A 20,177-nucleotide genomic window follows, 5' to 3' on the forward strand; every position below is an offset into this window, starting at 1 on the left:
GTTGAGAATCGATCGCCACCCCAAGCCAAGGATGATAATTTCAAGATTAATCTGTTTTGAGAGAGTCAACTAATTTTTCAACTCGTGCTTTAATTTCACCTCGAACGCGATGAAAAGTTTCGATAGGTTGTCCGTCGGGATCGTCGAGTTGCCAATCTTCAAATACTTCTCGCAATACCCACGCTTCGGGTAAATTCACGCCGCAGCCGCACAGAGAAATTACTGCGTCGTAGTCTTCGGCATTGAATTCGCTTAATGCGTTAGATTTTTGGTCGGTGATATCAATGCCAATTTCTGACATGACTTGAATTGCTGTCGGGTGAACTCTGCTTGATTCTAAGCCGGAACTGCTGACGGCAATTTTGTCTTTGCCGATGGTTTTAGCGAATCCTTCTGCCATTTGCGATCGGCAGGAATTTCTTTTACAAACGAACATTACTTTTTTCATGGTTTTTTTGTTGGTTGTTGTTACTTATTGCACAGGCCTCGGCGGTTAGAAACCGCGGCGACACAAGCGAAGTCCGCCTCCGCGGACTGAAGAGAAATTCTTGATTCTTCAACCCGCGGAGGCGGGTTTTGTCTGTGTCGCCGCGATTTCAATCGCCGGGTGATTCCGCGATTTCAATCGCCGGGTAATTCCAGGGCGCGATTTGCTAGGGCGATCACCTCCTTAGCGGCTTGTTCCTTGCGTTCGCTGTGGCGATCGGTCAAATAGTCAGTTTGCTCCCGCAACAACAAGGTAAACTTGTACAATTCCTCCATTACGTCGATCGCCCGATCGCGATACGGCGAATCCTTCATCGTCCCATCATCATTAAACTCCTGATAAGCCTTAGCAACCGAAGACTGATTCGGAATCGTAAACATCCGCATCCAGCGGCCCAAAATCCTCAAAGTATTAACAGCATTAAAAGACTGAGAACCACCGCTAACTTGCATCACCGCCAAAGTACGGCCTTGAGTCGGTCTAACAGCCCCAATACTCAAAGGAATCCAGTCAATTTGATTTTTCAGAATGCCCGTAATATTGCCGTGCATTTCTGGACTAGACCACACTTGACCCTCCGACCAAAGGCTCAATTCCCGCAATTCCTGAACCTTCGGATGCGTATCTGGAACGCTGCCATAAATCGGCAATTCCAGAGGATTGAAAAACCGAACTTCCGCACCAAAGCCCTGAATAATTCGAGCCGATTCTTCCGCCAACAAGCGGCTGTAAGAACGCTCTCGCAAAGAGCCGTATAAAAACAGAATTCTCGGTTTATGCGTAAAATTTGCCATGATACTTTCAATTAAAATCCCGAAATCCGTTAGATAATTGTCGGTAAACAGCGACTGCTAACTGTGCGCCCCAAATCGGAGCAACCCAGTACACCCAGTGGTGTTCCCAAAATCCGCCAATTAAAGCCGGGCCGAGCGATCGCGCCGGATTCATGCTCGCTCCGGTAATCGGCCCCATAAATGCAGCTTCTAAGCCTACAGTTAACCCAATTGCTATCCCCGCAAAACCGATATGAGCGCGTCTATCTAATCCAGAACCTAAGATAACAAACATTAGGATAAAAGTCAGAACAGTTTCTAAAATTAGAGACTGCAACCAGTTGCTATTAAGAGGGATAGTTGCACCGAGATTTGCTACTTTTCCTAAAGTAATTAACAGCAGCGCGGAAGCTGCGATCGCCCCCGCACACTGCCCCAAAATATAAGGCAAAACTTTGTATTTTGGGAAAAACCCGCTCGCCCAAAATCCTAATGTTACCGCTGGGTTAAAGTGCGCGCCGCTGATATGCCCGATCGCATAAATCATCGCGGCTACAACTGCACCAAACACAAAACTAACGCCCAAATGAGTGATTGCACCCTGGCTAATTTGGTTGACCATCACCGCGCCGGTGCCTGCAAAAACTAGAATAAACGTGCCGAGGCATTCGGCGAGCGCTTCTCTCCTGCACTCCGGTGAAAACAAGCTTCTCACTGTCTTAGAAACTGACTTGAACATTGAGTCAATACGTGATAAATTTACCTCTGTGGTTAAATTTTAGTTGCACTCCAGGTTGACCGATCGCCAGCTACAACTGTCGATTTCCGCTGATACCTAAAAAGTCGCCTGTTTTCGTAATAACTCCTCAATTGTCGAGTCAAGCTGAGCCTTGCCACCAAACACTGTCCCCACCTTGCCATTGTAGAAGTGCTGATAAATTATTTGATAGCCTTGTTTGGGTAAAGGAATATAACCCACAGAACTAACTAAGGTCGGAGCTTTCTTCATGTAAAATTCTACAAAGTTGCGTACCTCTACTTTCTTTTGAGCAGAGTTGTAGTTGACATAGATAAATAGAGGTCGTGCAAGGGGGTTATATTGAGCTTTTTCTACAGCTTCGCGCGACGGTAGCACGGCTCCTTTACCCCTGTCAATAGCTACAGCTTTCAATTTACTTTGATTGTCTTCGTAATAGGCAAATCCAAAGTAACCCAAAGCATTTTCATCTTTAATAACTCCCTGCACTAAAACTGTGTCATCTTCACTAGCTGTATAGTCGGTGCGACTGGCTTTAGCATTACCTACTATGGCTTCTGTGAAGTAGTCAAATGTACCGGAATCTTTGCCTGCACCGTAGAGGGTTATAGGTCTATTTGGCCAATTTGGTCGAATCTGATTCCAGCTAGTAATTTTTCCTTGGGCTCCTGGTTCCCAAATCTTTTTCAATTCATCTACAGTAATGTCTTTTGCCCAGTCATTTTTGGGATTGACTACTACTGTAAGGGCGTCAAATGCGATCGGCAATTCGTAGTAGCGGATACCAGCTTTGTTGCAAGCTTCCATCTCCTCGGCCCGGATGGGTCGCGAGGCGTTGCTGATGTCAGTTTCGCCAGCACAAAACTTTTTAAATCCACCGCCAGTGCCGGAAAATTCAACAGTAATTTGTGCTTTTTTGGGATGCGTATTTTGATATTCTTTGGCCATCGCATCCGTAATTGGATACACAGTGCTGGAACCGTCAATTTTAATGCTTTGCGAGTCTTGCGACTGGACTTGTCCGCAGGAGTTGAGGAGCCCGATCGCACCTATTGTCAAAGCAATTATACTTAGTGCGAAAACCTTGGGCTTTGCTGCTGAGTTCATTGACCTCACCCAATGCCATAACTAAGGGGTATACTCAAATCATATCAATAAATTTTGATATGTCAAGTATGAGGGAAGACAAACAGGCAATAAACATATTAAGAAATATTGATGGGTCAACCCTAGTCAGCACAAGGGCGCGCCGGCAGCATCTGGCTGAAGTACCGATACTCGGCGAGGTACTGTTCCAGGGCGACAAACTGAGCTAAATTGAGGCTGTAGTAGACCCAGCGGCCTTCTTGGCGGCTGCGAACTAAACTGGCTTCTTTTAAGGTTTTGAGGTGGAACGAGAGTTTAGGCTGAGGGACAGAAAGCCGATCGCACAGATCGCAAACGCACAACTCCTGTTCCCGCAGCAACTCCAAAATCTGAATCCGTAGGGGGTCAGAAAGAGCGTGAAAGCCTGCGGAGACCAGTTTTTCCGAAATCTGTCGCTGTGGAATGCGATCGGGCGCAGCCGTAGAATTTTTAAGCATCAATTATTTTGAAAAAATCCATACAAAATATCATCGTTTCTCAAGCTTAATCCCAGAAAATTGGTGCATTTAGCATCGAGAGATCCCTCCGACAGAATATTACTTCGGAGTCTGTACCCGCGCCGGCACATCAGTGAGTCCGGCTTTTTGCATCAGCGTCAGCACCCCTACAGATAGAATTCCCCCAATAACTACCCCGACAACTATCAGGATGAGAAAGGCTTTTTGCAGAGTTTTTTTAGTAGCTGGGTGGTACTGTCTCGGCAATTCTTCACCTTGCTCGTCAAGTTCTTGCTCCAAGGGGTCTAGCGGATTGGATGGATTTGAGTTAAAAGGATTCGGCGCTTGATTCATGGCTGGCTTTGGTTAAAGGATATCAACAACTATTTTAACTTGCGATTTGCACGCCGCAGCTTAAATAATAAATTCTAGTTTAACTCAAGACTCTATAAAATTTATTAAGATATCGAGGATTTTAGCAACATTATTGATAAAATGTTCGTCTGTGTCAATTTCGATCGCAATTCGTTCTAGCTTAAAGAATTTCCAGATACTCCCAGTTGTCAAAACTCTATAAATTGTCTGAATATCATTTTCGTGACGCTCGTTAAAGATTTGTGCTGCGATCGTTTCTGCCATGCACTCTCCTAGGCCGGATTGAATATTATCATTTTTTGCTTCAACCAAGGCGATTACTGGGGATTCTATGACAAGCTGTTCGGGCGATCGGAAGCGTGAGAAAATCGCAATAACCGCTCAAACCCCTAGCAGGGTCTACATTAAATTCTCGACCTGAAAATAAACTCATCCGTTCCGGCAGCCGTTTTTTGATCTCAACTAATATCGGCGCGATAATTAGCTCCGATCGAGCTTTATCTGAATTAATTTCTAGTGCTAAAGGTAGATTGAATTGCAAAGTTTATTGCAAAAATTTGCTTGGCTTTATTTCGGGAATATCGCCAAACAAACCAACCGTTCTATTAAAAATTATGCCAAAATTTGTCTTAATTTGTTCGACGCTAAATTGACTGTACGGCATTTAAATTACTCTCCAAAAACAATCAAAAAACCTCTAGCACTCATTCACTATCTTGTCTTGAAAAACCTCTGCGTTTATCTGTGTTAATCTGTCCTTCATCTGCGGTTGTTCTCACTTATAAAAAATTTATGAAATTCAAGTCTAATAACTTATTTAAAATATCGCAATCGGGGCGGGTCGATCTGATTTTATTGCTTAAATTACAGATTTTTGGTGAACCCGCCTCTACAACATTTTACCCTTCTGCTTTGGAAAGGCGATCGAGAGAAATTGTTGCGGCTTGAGATACTTGAGAATTGCTGTCTTTTTCTAAGTATTTCAAAGCAGAGACACTTTTAACACTAGGCAAATTCCCCAAAGCTTCAGCCAGCCTCTGGCGGATCAGCCAATCTTCCGACTGAGCAAAGTTGAGGATGCGATCGATCGCCCCAATGTCCTTAATTTCCCCCAAAGCCGAAATCGCCGCCTGCTGGATCACCACTTGCTCGCATTCGAGAGCTTTCAGCAGCACGTCGCGAGCCCGCGGATCTTTGAGATTTCCCAGAGAAACCGCCGCACTAAAGCGCACCAGCCATTCAGTATCTTCATAAAAAGCCCGCACCAAAGCCTCAAAAGCTCTGATATCTTCCAGATAGCCCAAAGCACCAGCAGCGTCAGCGCGAATGCCGTAATCCGGGTCAGTTTCTAGTAATTTGACTAAAATGGGATAACACTCTGCTGTCGGTTTGACTCCTAGAGCAAACACAGCCATCGATCGCACTTGCAAACTTTCGTCGTTCAACACCTTTTTAATCAAAGGTACAGCCTCAGCCGCCGGTACGTTTCGCAAGTTAGCCAAAGCCACCATGCGATCGGCTGAATTTTCGCTTTCTAACTTGGCTGCAATTTGCTCTAAGCTTAAAGTTGTCATTATCGGTAAATCTTGTAGTAAAACTTTACATTCTGGTTATTTTGATTATAAGTGAGTCTCCGGTTAAAAGCAGGCAGTAAAAACCGCCCCATGATTTGAACTCAGTGAAATTACGGATTAGTGAGACTATTAATATGAAAATAATAAATTAGAAAGTCTATTATTTAAAATTCAAGCACAGGCGAGGTGTTTGGCCCCTTCCCTAAGGCTTTGCCCGATTGTTATACCATTTTCACAAAACAATGCAACTTTAGGGAAGCTCCAAACCCTTATGCAATAAGCGATTACCATCGGAAATCGAAAATCGAAAATGGTATTAGCCGCTCTCCGACAACCTGCAATTAACTATGTCCTTTTATCACCCGCCCTTTTATTCCTCAGCCTTAGAACAAGCGATCGACCGCTACCCCCTAACTGCCGGCCCAGAAACTTCCTTAGCAGTGGCGATCGCCCTGATGAGTCAGTTGCAAAACAGTTGTCTCCTAGTCAAAGGGCCTTTACCCTCAGACAAGGGGGCCATGACCGAAACATCCCCGCCGGACAAGGTGCGGGCCCGCTGCGTCCTCGTCGTGCAGAACCAGCAGACTATCACCACAGGCAACTTATCCGAAAACCCCAGCCGCGGGTTGTTAATCGGCATCTTAACCCCCGCCGACTTAGTGAGGCTGATTGCTTCTGGCAAAATAAACAGCCTGCAAAAAGTGGCCCTCCACAAAATACCAATTTCCGAAGTGATGTCCCCGGTGTCGGTTTCCCTCACAGAATCCGACGACCAAGACGTGTTTACCGCTTTATCCTTATTTCGCCAGCACCGAATTCGCTATTTGCCGATCGTCAATCAATTCCGGCACTTGGTAGGAGTGCTGACACGAGAAAGAATTCGCCAAGTATTGCAACCTTCCAACATTCTCAAATTGCGGCGGGTAGCAGAATTGATGACTACGCCAATTACAGCGCCCCACACCGCCTCGCTGCTGAGCATAACCGAACTGATGTCTGAGCATCAAGTCAGTTGTGTAGTCATTACAAAAAACAAAGAATTGACAATGGAGAAGCCCAAAGATGACTCTACCTCCATTTTTCACTATTCCTTTCACCAACCCCAAGGAATTGTCACCGAATACGACATCGTGCAGGCACAGTTTCTCGAACTGAATTTCGAGCAAACCCCAGCTCAAAAAGTCATGAGAACTCCCCTGCAATTTCTGGAACCTTCCGATTCCCTGTGGACGGCGCACAAACAAATGCAGCAGCAACAAGTGCAGCGGTTGGTGGTGTGCGGGGGACGTGGAGAACTGTTGGGAATTATTACCCAAACCAGCTTGCTCAGAGTCCTCGACCCGACAGAAATGTACCGAGTTGTCAAACAGTTGCAGCAGTCGGTTTATCAACTGCAATCGGAAAAATTGGAACTGCTGCAAAGCCGCAATGCTAAATTGGAACAGCAGGTGCGCGAACGAACTGCCAAACTCCACGAACAGGTGCAGCGCGATCGGCTGTTAACTCAAATTTCCTTGCGGATTCACCAATCCTTAAACCTCGAAGAAATTCTCAACGCCAGCGTCGATGAGGTTCGGCAAGTTTTGCACGCCGACAGAGTAGCGATAGTGCGTTGGGAGTCGAGCAATTTCGGCATTTTTGTGGCAGAATCCGTTGCCCCCAAGTGGTCTTCTATCTTGGGAGAAACCATGCCAGATAATATTTGGCAAGAATCTGCATTTGCGATCGAACAGGAGATTTATGCCGTCTCAGACATCGACCAAGCTAGTTTAAGTCCCGAAAAATATGCGCGGTGGCAGCAAGCCCAAATCAAAGCTTATTTGATTGTACCAATTTTGCAAGACGGCAATTTGTGGGGGATGATGTGCGTCCATCAGTGTTCCAAATCCCGGCAGTGGCAGGCTTCGGAATTGGATTTGCTGCTGCAACTGGCAACTCAAATCGCGATCGCCATTCAGCAAGCCCAACTCTACCAGCAAGTACAAAATCTCAACACCGACCTCGAACGCCAAGTCCAAGAACGCACCGCCGAATTGCAACAAAAAATTCAGGAACTCCAGCATTTAAACGTCCTCAAAGATGAATTTCTCAGCACAGTTTCTCACGAACTGCGGACGCCTTTAGCTAACATGAAAATGGCTATTCATATGCTGAAAATTTCTCCCACACTAGACCGGCGCCAGATTTATTTAGAAATTTTAGAAACAGAATGTACTAGAGAAACCGATTTGATTAATGCTTTGCTAGATTTGCAGCGGCTCGAAGCAGCAGCTTGTCCAATCGACCTCGAACCAGTAAACTTAGAAATCTGGCTGCCTGCGATTATCGAGCCATTTTACACCAGGGCCCAGAACCGCCACCAGCATTTGCGAGTCGAGTGCGATCGCCACCTCCCCACGATCAGTTCCAACCGCGCTAGTTTAGGACGAATTTTAGCAGAACTCCTCAACAATGCCTGTAAATATACTGCCAATGACGGCGAAATCTCTTTGAAAGTTGAGTGCAAAAAGAGAGACTGGGAAAAAGGAAGAATCGAGAAAAATCCGCGACAAGCAAGTGTTCTGGCTTCCGAAATTCAATTTACACTCAGCAATCAATCGTCTATTTCGATAGAGGAATTGCCTCGAATTTTTGAGAAATTTTATCGAGTTCCCAACGCCGATCCCTGGAAACAAGGAGGTACAGGTTTGGGTTTAGCTTTGGTGCAAAAACTTATCGAACAGTTGCAGGGAAAAATTGAGGTTGAAAGCAGCAATGGCTGGACTAATTTTACCGTAACATTTCCTATTAACCAGGATGAGAATTAGTCCGCCGTCATCTTTTTTGCTCTCACTCTTTTTTGGGAGCTAGTTTGCGGATGCCAGACTCTACTGGTACAAAATTCAAATATTCATTTTTATCTTCCACAAGTGATGATTTAGATACTTGATACTTCTTGCCTTTGGTGGGGTGATTCGCAACGGTGCCCAAGCAGGGTATGCCAAAATTTTCTAATTGACTGAAAACTGTTTTGACTACAGAAAACTTGACCTGGCGAACTGATACAACCATCAGTATTCCATCGGTGCGCGCCGCTAAAAAATTGGCATCTTTACTGTCAACCAGCGGCGGCGTATCATAGATAACTAAGTCAAATGTTGCGTGCAGTTCTTCCATCAAATACTGCATCTGAGATGAGGCAAGCCGTCTGGCAGTACCGGGGACAGGAAGACCGGCAGTTAATACAAACAGATTATCTGCTAGGTGCGATCGCTGGATAATTTCATTGGGTTCGTGTTTACTGTCGTCGAGCAAGTTGCTCAATCCCTTGATATTAGGCAGTCCCAAGAGCAAGTGCAAGCTGGACGAATGCAAATCGGCATCTACTAACAGCACTCGCTGGCCCGCCAGCGCTGCGACGTGGGCTAGGTTTAAAGCAACGGTAGATTTGCCTTCGCCAACTGTAGCCGAACCAACTGCCAAAGATCCAATAGTTCGATTTGAAGAAAGAAAACGGATATTAGTATAAAGAGAGTCAAAAGCTTCTATAAATTCGGAAGCTATTTTTTTATCCCCCTCTTTTCCTTCAAGATAAGCATAGGCATTAGCAATAGAAGGCGGAAATTTTTTAGCATTTTTGTCCCGAGGAATCACTCCCAATAAAGGTGGATCAAACGCATCTTTAACATCATCAGCAGAGTAGAAAATATTGCGGAACTTTTCAATCAGGATAGCCACGGCCACACCCAAAACTAGCCCCCCAACAATTGCCATGAAAAATTTGTTGGCATTTTTCGAGGCCACGGGAATATATTCGCCACTCTTAGGCTCTCGCGGTATCTGCGGCTCAGAAATTATTTCCCAAGGTACTTGGCTTTGAGCTGCTTGGACGCGCAGAGTTTCTCGCTGAGTTAAAAGTTGATCGCGGGTGCGGGCTGCTATGTCTAATTGCTGTTGCAGTTCGTTGTAGCGACGAGCTATACTGGGAAATTCTCTTGCTTGTCGGCTCAAATCATTTTTTGTTTGGGTGATCGCCTGACTGCGAGCTTCTAAAACTTGAACTTGGTTAGCAGTATCAACTAATTGTTTGATCAAACCTATGCGAATCGAATTTTGAAAATTCTGAACTTTAGCATTGGCTTGAGGGCCTACTAAATTTTGCCCCAAAATTCGCTCCGTTTGCTGGTTGAGCAAAGCTACTAAATTTGCCCGCTTGCGCTCTAAAGCTTCCACTATCGGGTTAGCAGATTTAAAACGAGCTGTTTCTATAGCAATCTGACCTTCTACTTCCTTAACCTTGGTCAGCAACTCTTTATATTGAGGTTCTTCGCTTAAAGCTGAAGCGGCAATAGCTTCATTTGGTGTAAAATCTAATTGCTTTTGCAAATTAGCGTACAGCGTTTTCTGTTCCTGGAGCAGCCTTTGAGTTTCTAACTCTAAAGTTTCTACGGCGCGAACTTGCACGATCAATTGCGCGCCTTGTTCTTTAGGATCGGTAATTTTTTGCTGCTGCTGTATCACCTGTAACTCCGACTTCAGGTCATTTACGCGCTTGCTAAGTCCAGGAAGCTGGTTTTCAATAAAATTAACACCTTCACCAATACGACTCTTGCGTTCGTCAAGGCTGTACTTTAAATATTTCTTTTTAACTTCTTGTAAAACAAACTTAATTAATTCAGGTTCATTGCCCAGGAAACGAATTTCCAAAATTTTAGTTAGCGTCAACTCATTCTCTCCGAGGCGCAAAACGACTAATCCTTTTTGAAGAAGTTCCTCGGTCATTTTTGGATATTTTTTTTGGACTTGTTTCGTAATAGCCGATAGCATCTGAGGACTCTGGAGAATTTGCAGTTGAGTTGCGTAGTCCAAACTAAAAAAATCTCGACTGGGCACTCCCCCCCCCTCGCTGCGATTGGCGAGAGCAGCGGGGTCAGCAATTCTTGCCTCCGTTGTCACGGGTTCCACTAGCAGCCGAAAATCGCCTTGATATGTTTTTTTGCTTTGCTTGATCTGAAAATAAATTCCACCGCCTGCTAGAGCGACAATCCCAATGATGACTAGGGCTTGTCGCCCAAGAGTTCTAAACAAGGGCTTGAGATTCAATCCTTTCTGAGGCGGCCCGCTTAACTCTTCTCCCTCGTCAACGGGAAATTGCTGCACCTGTCTGCTCTGGTTGCTAATTGGTACGATATGAGCGTCCTGTTCTTTTTCCATGTTGACCTCTTTCATATTTTTTTGGTAAAATCAGCTTGATTCTGCGAGCCTTCTGCTTGATACTTTCACCCTTGACTTCAGGATATCACAGGAGATTCTGGGTTGGTTGGCTCTATTTCCTGCCAATAGTTGTCACTACTTTCACATAGTATACAAAAATAACTAAATTCATATCTTGTGCCGGCTGCAAAAGTTATTTTACTAACTGAAGAGAGAGTTGTATGCGACTGTATTTCTGTCGGCTGTGTTCTGCTTGTATTCCGGGTTTCTGGGGGACTCTGCCAACTTTTTCTGGTATCGCTGAGCTTCACCGCAGCTCGCGCCATAACTTTACCAAAATTTTACAATTTCGGATCACACCTGGGCTACCGATCGTGCTGGTATTGCCTTCTCATCTCTGCCATTTTGGCGATCGCCACCAACGACAGCAGCACCTGTTTAACTTACCCGCGAAATCGGCTAAAAAGTTTGACATTTTCCACGTAGATATAATAATTAACACCATTGGGCAGATGTTTGGAACGGCAAGGAATCGAATCAATTTCCGACAAAAATCTGCTTTTATCTTTTAATTGTCAATTTTTTGACGATATGGATAGGTGTTTAAATTTATATAATTAGACAGCCTAATTATAGTATCACAAATTGATCTCGATAGTACGAAAACGACATAAAAATTAATACTTGGTGCGCTCAAACTCGATCGACATCTGGAAAAACTGAAGCCTTCTGGGTTTTGCTAGCGGGCGGATGGCGCTGGGCGATGTGATGTCGGAGAAATATGCGGTTTCTGGGCTTTTCCAGTCTTACTAAAACCATCGCTGTGATTCGCCATCCGAGAAGAGTTATCGCACCAATAGCAGCGGGAAACGCGCAACTGGCTGTTTTTTTTTGGAGGAACAGATGAAAGAGGCTGATGACAGATTCCTAAGGGAAGAGAAAGAGTTCGCAAGTGATGCGATAATTTCTCTGGATATCGCCCAGATGAGATTTTTGTAGTTATTGGTTTTTGACTTTACTAATTACCAGAAAGAATTGGTTTAAAGTCGGAACCCTTGTAGGGAGAAATTAAAATCAGACGATTCCTTACTCCACTCCTCTTCCTTCCAGGTAGAAGTCGCTGTCAACTGTCAACTGTCAACTAATTCTGTGCTTTCTTTTCTCGAAGTTTCAACAAAACTTCTGCATGAACTTCGCGGGTAATCGGATAGAAATATGTGAGAATCATGCCGCAAATTAAAGCAATTGTGGGCAGTGGTCCGATCGCAACTCGAATCGCAAACAGCGCAGAATTAGGCTGTACGGGCGCAGCCTGTCCCTGAATTGTGGCGAGAAATCCAGCTTGTTCTAATGCTTGGCCTACCAACCACAAGCCGATCGCCAAACCAATTTTTTGCAGCAACACCATAAACGAATAGAACACGCCTTCGCGTCTTTCGCCTGTTTGGAGTTCGTCGAGTTCAATCACATCCGGTATCATCGACCAAGGTATGAGATAAGCAGTAGAAACTCCCACACCGGCCATAACTGCTAACAGGTACATCTGGACTACTTGTCCTGGTTGCAGGAAAAACAGTCCAGCTTGGGCGATAATCCACAAACTCATGCCCATAAAATAAACGGCTTTTTTGCCATATCGCTCGCTGACTCTACTCCAAACAAATAACATGGCGAGTGCAGTGCCTTGAACGGCGATCGCGGTTTGAGTAAAAGTTGCTGGCGGCAGTCCCATCCAGTTGATGACAAAATATGGCAAAATCGAAGCAGTTAATTGCACTCCCAACCAAGAACAGAGGTAAATTCCAATTACGTACAAAAAAGGACGATTGTTAAAAGCAATCCGCAACTGTTCTCCTATCGGCAAGGAAGTTGAATAGTCGTCTACGGGATTTTCTGCTAATTGAGATAAGACGTGTTTGCGGGTTCCCAAAAAGCACCAGTACAAAGGCAATACTGAAATCACTGCACAGAGTGCGCCTAATATTAAGTATTTTTGGGTATCATCTTTAACTATTGCAAAGATAATTTGCGCTATGATTAGTGACAAAATGCTGCCACCGATCGAGAAAGTAAACCGGAAACTATTAAGGCTAGTACGTTCGTTGTAGTCTTGGGTTAATTCTGGGGTGAGGGCGGTGTAAGGCAGGTTGACGGCGGTGTAGGCTGTATTAAACAAAATGCCGATCGCCACATAGTACCAAAATAGTATCGTGGGGTCTTTGCTGGGCACAATCCACTGCAAAAAGAAGAAGATGCCGAAAGGAATTGCGCCGTAAACCATCCAAGGATAGCGGCGGCCCCAGCGATGAGATGTGCGATCGCTCAAAACCCCGACAATCGGGTCATTGATGGCATCCCAAACCTTACCGATTAGCAAAATGTTGCTAGCAGTCCCCGCAGCCAAACCGGCTACGTTAGTAAAGAAAAACAGCAGGAAAAATACCAGAACATTCGCCGTAATTGCGGGGCCGAGGTCTCCTGCACCGTAAGCTAATTTTGTGGAGAAGCTGAGTTTTTTGGTTTCGGGGTTATTGGCCGCTGGTTCAGGCGGGGAAGTGTTGCTCATAAACTTTTGTTTCGGGATTTTTGGGCAGGCGCAGTCTTTCCAGTAGGAGTATAACTCATGCTATGGCTTAATCACCTGTTGCAGCATTTGGATTTAATTTTTCAGGGCGCTGCTCAGAGCAACGGTCCACTCATGGTTTCAAGAAATAGAATTGTTAAAATTAGATGCGGGCGGGCTTACTAAGTTGTTTTTAGCGATCGGTCTGAGCATGAATACTTGGTAATTCCGAAGTCATAAAGTGTTCTATGTTTCAATTATTGTATGTCAAAAAGCAATCAAACTATTGTGGGCAGTTGCTCCGACAGCGCCCCGAATATTCAAGTTAAATGCGTAACATCTTACTCCAAAAACAATTTTGTTTTGAGATCATTTTTTGGTTTTTACAAGTTTTGCTGGATAATGTCGCAACACTCAGCAACGGTTGCTCTTTCTTCCATTGCTGTGACTAAAGCTTCGTAAGCTGGCTTATGACTTTCGATGAGGTTTTTTGCTCGCAGCGAACCCCAGTTTTGTTTGAGTTGAATTTCGGAATTGGGACGGCGGAGTTGTGTTAAAATGGCGCTGATTTTGGTGCGATCTTCTGCGCCGCCTAGTGCACTGCCATAAACAAAGTTTTCTGCGACTATTCCGGCCATCCACACGGTACAATATTGGTCTAAAAGTTGGGATGAAAGATTGCCGCTTTGTAGTTGAGATGCTAATTGTTTGTCTTCAAATCGGACGCCACCTTGGGCGGTTTGACCTTGTTTGAAGGCTTCCCAAGCGTTGAGGGCGTAGCTGGTTACGGGAATTCCTAACAGGTGCGCGACTAGGAAATGTCCGGCTTCGTGATGGAGGATGCGATCGCGCTTTTGCTTGGAACTTCCCCCCAGCCAATCTACTAATATTGTACCGCCTTGACCTTGCCACTGGAAACTGTCGAGGGTGGCTAGCCCCAATAGGCAAAAAGTGGCGATCGCAGGTACGGCCTCTGGTAAGTTGAATAGGGGGCCCAATATAATCGAAACGGTGATGGCGAAGATAGAAATCGCGATAATATTCAAAGAAGTGTCTTTCATATTTGAGAATTGGTAATGGGCAATTGGTAATTTGGAATTGGTAAGTAGGTCGGTACAAATAAACATTAGATGGGGAGATGGGTTCGGCGACTTTTGCCTTGTTCTTCTCGCTTGTATAGGAGTGATTTTTAGATGGATCGGGCGTGTTTTGCCTTGTTCTTCTCGCTTGTATAGGAGTGACTTTTAGCTAAACCCGCCCCTACTAACTAATGACTAATGACTAATTTTGCGTTCAGTAACTAAAGTCAAACTGACCCATTCACCTTTGTCATTATAACTGCGAATCATCCGAAATCGCAAGTCAGGTTCTACCAACCAACCGGCCTCAAAAAATATAGGTTTTCTGAGTTCAATTTTGACAGGTAAAGTGCAAGAACCGCCGTCAGGAAGTAGCAAAAATTGCACGGGCGAAGCACTTTCCTTAAAATTAATCACAGAGCCGTCAATGCTGCCACTAGAACTGATAACATTAGCATTACTGCCAAAAGTGATTTTCTGCACGAGGCGATCGCCATTTTGCAAATCCAATTGTAGTTTGGTAGAATAACGATCGGGAGAACGCCAGTCTGGATACATCATCACGGCCTCGCCCTCCCATTCTCCCAGCAAATCACCAACAGTTAAAGGCGGACGTTCGGGGACATTTTTATCGAGCTGTTTTTCGCGAATTAAGGTAAGTTGTGAGAAATTGCCGTCGGTATTGTAGATCATAAGGAAGCGCAACCGGCGATTATTGTAGATAAAACCAAACTCGGCACCGCACTCAGAAAAAGGCGCTAGTTGAATAGTACCCTGAGAAAAAGATCCATTCTCAAAAAATAGGATATCTCGTCCCAAAGTTTGATATTCTCGAAAAAGTTCGCTGACTTGGGGTTCGCCGACACCGCTAGGATTTGGGGAGAAACGCCGCAGTTTTAATCGTACAGTTTTGTTCTCGTTGAGTCCTTCGATAGAAATAATACTTGGAGTATCTTGCATTACCTCTCCCCGCACTGATAGCTGAGTGAAGGAACCGTGCCATTCTCCTAAGTTTTGCAAAAAGTTTTCCCACTGCGCTACCATATTCTTACCTTTGGATTTATGTCTAAAAATAGAATTATAACTCTACTGACGGATTTTGGATTAAGCGATGTTTATGTGGGAGTGATGAAAGGTACGATCGCCCAAATTAACCCGCAGTTAAAAGTCATTGACATTACGCACCAAATACCCTCGCAAAATATTGCGGCGGCGAGGTTTTGTTTGATGGCTGCTTTTGCTTATTTTCCAGCGGAAACCGTACACATTGCGGTTGTTGATCCGGGTGTGGGTAGCAACAGACGCGCAGTTGCAATTAAATGTGCTAATTGCTTCCTTGTCGGGCCTGATAACGGGTTGTTTAGCGGGGTGTTGAGTCGGGAAAGTGCGTTAGCGAAGCCCTCGAAGAGGATCGCCGCTGTGGAGTTGACCAATTCGCAATATTGGCGATCGGCCGAAGCCAGCAGCACGTTTCACGGTCGCGATATTTTCGCAGCAGCGGGGGCTCATTTGGCGAACGGGGTGCCGCTGGAAGAGTTGGGAAGGGCGGTAAGCGCTGCAAGTTTAGTGCAGCTACAGATACCAAATTGCGCCGTTACAGCCACAGGTGCGACTGGTTGCGTTCAATATGTCGATCGCTTCGGCAATTTAATTACTAATATCCCGAATAATTGCATTGTATCTAACAATTGGTCAGTGATAATTAGCAATAGTTGCGATCCAATTCGCATTCCCAGCGGTAAAACTTACAGCGATAGCAATCCCGGTGATTTAATTGCGATAATTGGTTCTGACGGTTGGCTAGAAATTGCCGTTAATGGCGGTAGCGCTCAATCCGTTTTGCAGCTACAATTTGGAGATATGGTAGAAGTAATTTACAGAGATTACGTGTAATCTGCATTTATAGTCGTGGAGGCAGAAACCGGGTTTTTTACAAAAATATTGCATCATAGCTTTTAATATCGGTGAAAAACCCGGTTTCTTTGGTCTTGATTCGTAAGTCTAGATTTCAGATCGGTTCTAAAAACACCTTATTCATTTAATTCTATATTGCTTTGCAAAATTAACAATAGTTTGGCGGTATTCGCTGCTGTTAAAAAAAGTATCTCCATTATTGTGCTTAGCCTTCGCAACGAGCAAAATTTGCTTGGGTTCACCAGAAGCAGCATACAACTGTTTACTCATCGCAGCGGGAATCAAAGTGTCAGCGCTTCCGTGGGCGAACAAAACCGGAATTTTGATCGATTTAACTTTATTCAAAGAATCAAATTTTTGCGTCAGCAGCAGCCTCGCTGGAAATAGTCGCATTATACTGTAGCTTTCTACCATATTCAGCATGGAAGTGAACGAACTTTGAACGATTAAGCCCGCAGCTTCAGAATGTGCTACTGCTAATTCTACAGCAACAGCACCTCCCAGTGAATGGCCGTACAAAAATATTTCGCTGGGCGACAATTGCCGCTGTTTGACTAAATAATTATAAGCTGTTTCCGCATCTTCATACACCCGATTTTCGCTGGGAAAACTGCCTTGACTGCGCCCGTAACCCCGGTAATCTATCAGCAATACGGAAAAACCCAATTGCCGAAAGCGGTAAGATTGATTGATATTCGCGCCGATGTTAAAGCCCTTGCCGTGCAGGTACAATAGGGTTCCTAGTGGCTGTGGATTGGCTGCTGGCAGCCACCAACCGTGAATTTTATCTGTTTTTTCTGTTTTGGGCGATCGATCGCCAACTGGCAACCAAACCTCTTCGTAGGGGATGTTGAAAGCATCAGGTGTTTTGGCGATCGCAGATGTGGGACTAAAGATGAGACGAGTTTGCAGAATAAATAATAGTATGCAGCAGGTGATATAGGCGATCGTCAAAAATTTCACTAAAGACGATAGCCATCTCAAAAAACGCGGTTTTCTAATTTTTAGCTGACTCATTATTTTGCCGCCTACTTCGTAACTCCAAGTATCAGAAACCCGGTTAACTCCCAACAAACCGGGTTTCTGATCTTTATCCAGATACCACGAAATTAACCAATTTTCCAGGAACCACAATCACCTTTTTAATCTCCTTACCTTCAAGATGACGCTTCGCCAAATCCGACTCGCGGGCGTAATTTTCCAAAGCAGCTTTATCCGCACCAGAAGGCACTTGAATCGTGCCGCGCGTTTTGCCCATAACTTGAATTACCAGGGTAATTTCATCAGTAATTAAAGCAGATAAATCTGCAATCGGCCAAGTTTGCAGGTGAACCGATTCGCTGTTACCAATTATGTGCCATAGTTCATCAGCAATGTGCGGCGAAAAAGGCGCTAACAGCAAAATTAAAGTGTTAATTCCCTCTGCATAAACTGGCGAATCTTTACATTTAGCATCAGCCAGCGCATTGTTCAATTTCATCATTTCCGAAACAGCGGTATTGAACTGATACTCACCCTCCAAATCTTCTCGCACTTCCTTAATTGCCGTGTGAATCGCCCGCCGCAAATCTTTCTCAGCTTTACTCAACACATCTTTCTCCCCCCCTTGGTAAGGGGGGGCTGCGGGGGGTGAAGCAAACTCTGTTACCACGCGCCAAACGCGATTTAAAAACCTAAATTGCCCTTCAACATCAGCGTCATCCCACTCCAAATCTTTCTCAGGTGGCGCTTTGAATAAAATAAACATCCGCGCCGTATCAACCCCATATTTCCCCATAACTTCCAAGGGGTCAACACCGTTGTATTTAGATTTAGACATCTTCTCATAGAAGACTTCCAAAGCTTCGCCAGTTTGCGGATCTTTAGGATTTTCCTGGTCTACATCTGATGCAGCAACGTATTTGCCAGTCACAGGATTTTTGTAGGCTTTTGCTTGCACCATGCCTTGAGTTAATAGGCGTTTAAATGGTTCATCGCAATTGATTAAACCCCGATCGCGCAAAACCTTCGTAAAGAACCGCGAATACAGCAAATGCAGGATTGCGTGCTCGATCCCGCCGACATATTGGTCTACCGGCATCCAATCATTCGTCTTCGCAGAATCAAAGACTTGCTCTTGATTTTGAGCATCAGGATAGCGCAAAAAATACCACGATGAATCCATAAAAGTATCCATCGTATCCGTTTCTCGATGCGCTGGAGTGCCGCAATTCGGACAAGCAACGTTTACCCATTCTGGCATCTTTCCCAAGGGTGAACCTTTACCAGTAAATTGTACATTTTCCGGCAACAATACGGGTAAATCAGATTGCGGGACTGGGACTGTTCCGCAATTAGGACAGTGAATTACCGGAATCGGAGCGCCCCAATAACGCTGGCGAGAAATTAGCCAATCTCTCAAGCGATATTGCACTCGCGCTTTGCCACAACCTGAATTTTCGGCAGATTTAATTATTGCTGCTTTGCCTTTAATTGAATCCATGCCGTTGAAGCTTTCGGAATTAATCATAATTCCTGGTTCGGTGTAAGCTTCCGTCAGCGGAACTTCATCATCATCCACAATTACTACTTTAATTGGCAGTTGATATTGATTAGCAAATTTGAAATCTCGCGTGTCGTGGGCGGGTACTCCCATAACTGCGCCGGTGCCATATTCGTACAGCACGTAATCGGCAATCCAAATTGGGATTTCTTCATCGTTGAAAGGGTTGATTGCTTTGCCGCCTGTGGGGATGCCACGCTTCGGTTTGTCATCGGCTGTGCGATCCATTTCGCTTTGCAATGCAACTTCTTTGATCAAGGTATCAACAGCGGCTTTTTGGTCTGCCGTGGTCACGAGCTGAGTTAACGGATGTTCCGGTGCTAAAACAACGTAACTCACGCCATAAATTGTATCGGGACGGGTGGTAAAAACGGCGATTTTTTCATCCATGCCGACAATGGGAAATTCTAAGTAAGCGCCGACTGATTTGCCAATCCAATTGGCTTGCATTAATTTGACTCTTTCGGGCCAATCTGGCAATTTGTCTAAGTCGTTTAATAACTGTTCGGCGTAATCGGTAATTTTGAGGAACCATTGCCGCAATAATTTGCGCTCGACTTTGGCACCGGAACGCCAAGAACGACCCTCGTTGTCTACTTGTTCGTTTGCTAAGACGGTTTGGTCGATCGGATCCCAGTTAACTGCGGCTTCTTTCTGATATGCTAATCCTGCTTCTAGAAATTGCAAGAACAGCCACTGTGTCCACTTATAATAATCGGGAGAACAGGTTGTAACTTCTTTTGTCCAGTCGAAAGAAATACCTAGGCGACGAAATAAGCCTTTCATCTGGGCAATATTTTCATACGTCCATTTTGCGGGGGGAATTCCGCGCTCGATAGCAGCATTTTCTGCCGGCAAACCAAAAGCGTCCCATCCCATCGGATTGAGTACGCGATAGCCTTGCATCCGCTTGAGTCTGGCAATTACATCGATGATTGTGTAGTTGCGGACGTGGCCCATGTGCAGGCTTCCCGACGGGTAGGGGAACATGGATAAGGCATAAAATTTAGGCTTTTCGGTATCTTCTGGCATTTGGTCTAAGTTTTGCTCAGCCCATATCTGCTGCCATTTTTCTTCTATGGATTGGGGGTTGTATTTGGAGTCCACAGCAATTGCTCCGTGCAGAGTTTAGTAATGTTTGCTTCAGTATTTTTGCACATTCATGGGGCCACGATTAGGATTCTTTTGCACCCCCAAGGATTTTGGCTCAAATATCTGTATTATATATTGTAGTATATGCGATTTTCGTTGGGGGCGATCGACCAAATCTCTCCGTTCGTCCTGAAAAAAGTAAATAACTGCAATCTGTAGCAACCCGATTTCTTAAAAAAACCGGG

General features: G+C 44.8%; 19 protein-coding genes. 3 read left to right on the plus strand and 16 right to left on the minus strand.

What is annotated here, in order from left to right; genetic code table 11:
- Nucleotides 1-46 precede the first annotated feature (46 nt).
- The 9 genes from arsC to K4039_RS14470 all read right to left on the minus strand — a co-directional run bounded on the left by arsC (nucleotide 47) and on the right by K4039_RS14470 (nucleotide 5,549).
- Entirely contained in the window at nucleotides 47-448 is a 402-nt protein-coding gene (gene arsC, locus K4039_RS14435; RefSeq protein ID WP_265235879.1) for an arsenate reductase, glutathione/glutaredoxin type, read from the minus strand.
- 173 nt (nucleotides 449-621) lie between these two features.
- Nucleotides 622-1,281 carry an arsenical resistance protein ArsH gene (gene arsH, locus K4039_RS14440; protein ID WP_265235880.1) on the minus strand — a complete coding sequence of 220 codons (660 nt, stop codon included), beginning with the start codon at nucleotides 1,279-1,281 and terminating at the stop codon, nucleotides 622-624.
- A gap of 7 nt (nucleotides 1,282-1,288) precedes the next feature.
- Nucleotides 1,289-1,975 carry an MIP/aquaporin family protein gene (locus tag K4039_RS14445; RefSeq protein ID WP_265235881.1) on the minus strand — a complete coding sequence of 229 codons (687 nt, stop codon included), beginning with the start codon at nucleotides 1,973-1,975 and terminating at the stop codon, nucleotides 1,289-1,291.
- Nucleotides 1,976-2,095: 120 nt separating this feature from the next.
- The gene (locus K4039_RS14450) at nucleotides 2,096-3,124 is read right to left on the minus strand and encodes a PstS family phosphate ABC transporter substrate-binding protein (protein WP_265235882.1); all 1,029 of its coding nucleotides are present in this window, start codon (nucleotides 3,122-3,124) and stop codon (nucleotides 2,096-2,098) included.
- Nucleotides 3,125-3,246: 122 nt separating this feature from the next.
- Nucleotides 3,247-3,600, minus strand: coding sequence for a helix-turn-helix transcriptional regulator (locus tag K4039_RS14455; RefSeq protein WP_265235883.1), 354 nt, complete (start codon nucleotides 3,598-3,600; stop codon nucleotides 3,247-3,249).
- 99 nt (nucleotides 3,601-3,699) lie between these two features.
- Complete coding sequence (locus tag K4039_RS14460; RefSeq protein WP_265235884.1) at nucleotides 3,700-3,954, minus strand: hypothetical protein; 255 nt, start codon at nucleotides 3,952-3,954, stop codon at nucleotides 3,700-3,702.
- A gap of 84 nt (nucleotides 3,955-4,038) precedes the next feature.
- Complete coding sequence (locus K4039_RS29815; protein ID WP_321161610.1) at nucleotides 4,039-4,287, minus strand: hypothetical protein; 249 nt, start codon at nucleotides 4,285-4,287, stop codon at nucleotides 4,039-4,041.
- A complete protein-coding gene (locus K4039_RS29820) occupies nucleotides 4,280-4,516 on the minus strand; it encodes a hypothetical protein (protein WP_321161611.1) in 237 nt (78 codons plus the stop codon). The genes K4039_RS29815 and K4039_RS29820 overlap by 8 nt, the downstream gene beginning before the upstream one ends.
- Before the next feature lie 358 nt (nucleotides 4,517-4,874).
- Complete coding sequence (locus tag K4039_RS14470; protein ID WP_265235885.1) at nucleotides 4,875-5,549, minus strand: HEAT repeat domain-containing protein; 675 nt, start codon at nucleotides 5,547-5,549, stop codon at nucleotides 4,875-4,877.
- A gap of 347 nt (nucleotides 5,550-5,896) precedes the next feature.
- On the opposite strand from K4039_RS14470, the gene K4039_RS14475 reads away from it, so the two are divergent.
- Nucleotides 5,897-8,356 carry a CBS domain-containing protein gene (locus tag K4039_RS14475; protein ID WP_265235886.1) on the plus strand — a complete coding sequence of 820 codons (2,460 nt, stop codon included), beginning with the start codon at nucleotides 5,897-5,899 and terminating at the stop codon, nucleotides 8,354-8,356.
- Nucleotides 8,357-8,378: 22 nt separating this feature from the next.
- Here the strand turns inward: K4039_RS14475 and K4039_RS14480 are convergent, their stop codons facing one another.
- Nucleotides 8,379-10,757 (minus strand): tyrosine-protein kinase domain-containing protein, encoded by a 2,379-nt coding sequence (locus K4039_RS14480; protein WP_265235887.1) that lies wholly within the window; start codon nucleotides 10,755-10,757, stop codon nucleotides 8,379-8,381.
- A gap of 206 nt (nucleotides 10,758-10,963) precedes the next feature.
- On the opposite strand from K4039_RS14480, the gene K4039_RS14485 reads away from it, so the two are divergent.
- On the plus strand, nucleotides 10,964-11,314 hold the full coding sequence (locus tag K4039_RS14485; protein ID WP_265235888.1) for a hypothetical protein: 351 nt from the start codon (nucleotides 10,964-10,966) through the stop codon (nucleotides 11,312-11,314).
- A 121-nt stretch (nucleotides 11,315-11,435) separates the two neighbouring features.
- Here K4039_RS14485 and K4039_RS14490 read toward each other — a convergent pair whose 3' ends face one another.
- The 4 genes from K4039_RS14490 to K4039_RS14505 all read right to left on the minus strand — a co-directional run bounded on the left by K4039_RS14490 (nucleotide 11,436) and on the right by K4039_RS14505 (nucleotide 15,428).
- Complete coding sequence (locus K4039_RS14490; protein ID WP_265235889.1) at nucleotides 11,436-11,561, minus strand: hypothetical protein; 126 nt, start codon at nucleotides 11,559-11,561, stop codon at nucleotides 11,436-11,438.
- Nucleotides 11,562-11,883: 322 nt separating this feature from the next.
- Nucleotides 11,884-13,308, minus strand: a complete 1,425-nt coding sequence (locus K4039_RS14495; RefSeq protein WP_265235892.1) for an MFS transporter — start codon at nucleotides 13,306-13,308, stop codon at nucleotides 11,884-11,886.
- Nucleotides 13,309-13,688: 380 nt separating this feature from the next.
- Nucleotides 13,689-14,366 carry an ATP-dependent Zn protease gene (locus K4039_RS14500; RefSeq protein WP_265235894.1) on the minus strand — a complete coding sequence of 226 codons (678 nt, stop codon included), beginning with the start codon at nucleotides 14,364-14,366 and terminating at the stop codon, nucleotides 13,689-13,691.
- Between the two features lie 213 nt (nucleotides 14,367-14,579).
- A complete protein-coding gene (locus K4039_RS14505) occupies nucleotides 14,580-15,428 on the minus strand; it encodes a DUF3598 family protein (protein ID WP_265235896.1) in 849 nt (282 codons plus the stop codon).
- 18 nt (nucleotides 15,429-15,446) lie between these two features.
- Here K4039_RS14505 and K4039_RS14510 point away from each other — a divergent pair, with 18 nt between their 5' ends.
- Nucleotides 15,447-16,277, plus strand: coding sequence for an S-adenosyl-l-methionine hydroxide adenosyltransferase family protein (locus tag K4039_RS14510; protein WP_265235898.1), 831 nt, complete (start codon nucleotides 15,447-15,449; stop codon nucleotides 16,275-16,277).
- 141 nt (nucleotides 16,278-16,418) lie between these two features.
- On the opposite strand, the gene K4039_RS14515 is transcribed toward K4039_RS14510, so the two are convergent.
- Complete coding sequence (locus K4039_RS14515) at nucleotides 16,419-17,432, minus strand: alpha/beta hydrolase (protein ID WP_265235900.1); 1,014 nt, start codon at nucleotides 17,430-17,432, stop codon at nucleotides 16,419-16,421.
- Nucleotides 17,389-19,947, minus strand: a complete 2,559-nt coding sequence (leuS, locus tag K4039_RS14520; protein ID WP_265235902.1) for a leucine--tRNA ligase — start codon at nucleotides 19,945-19,947, stop codon at nucleotides 17,389-17,391. The genes K4039_RS14515 and leuS overlap by 44 nt, the downstream gene beginning before the upstream one ends.
- Between the last annotated feature and the right edge of the window lie 230 nt (nucleotides 19,948-20,177).

Source organism: Lyngbya sp. CCAP 1446/10 (assembly GCF_026130175.1).
In the GTDB taxonomy this organism is placed as follows: domain Bacteria; phylum Cyanobacteriota; class Cyanobacteriia; order Cyanobacteriales; family Microcoleaceae; genus Microcoleus.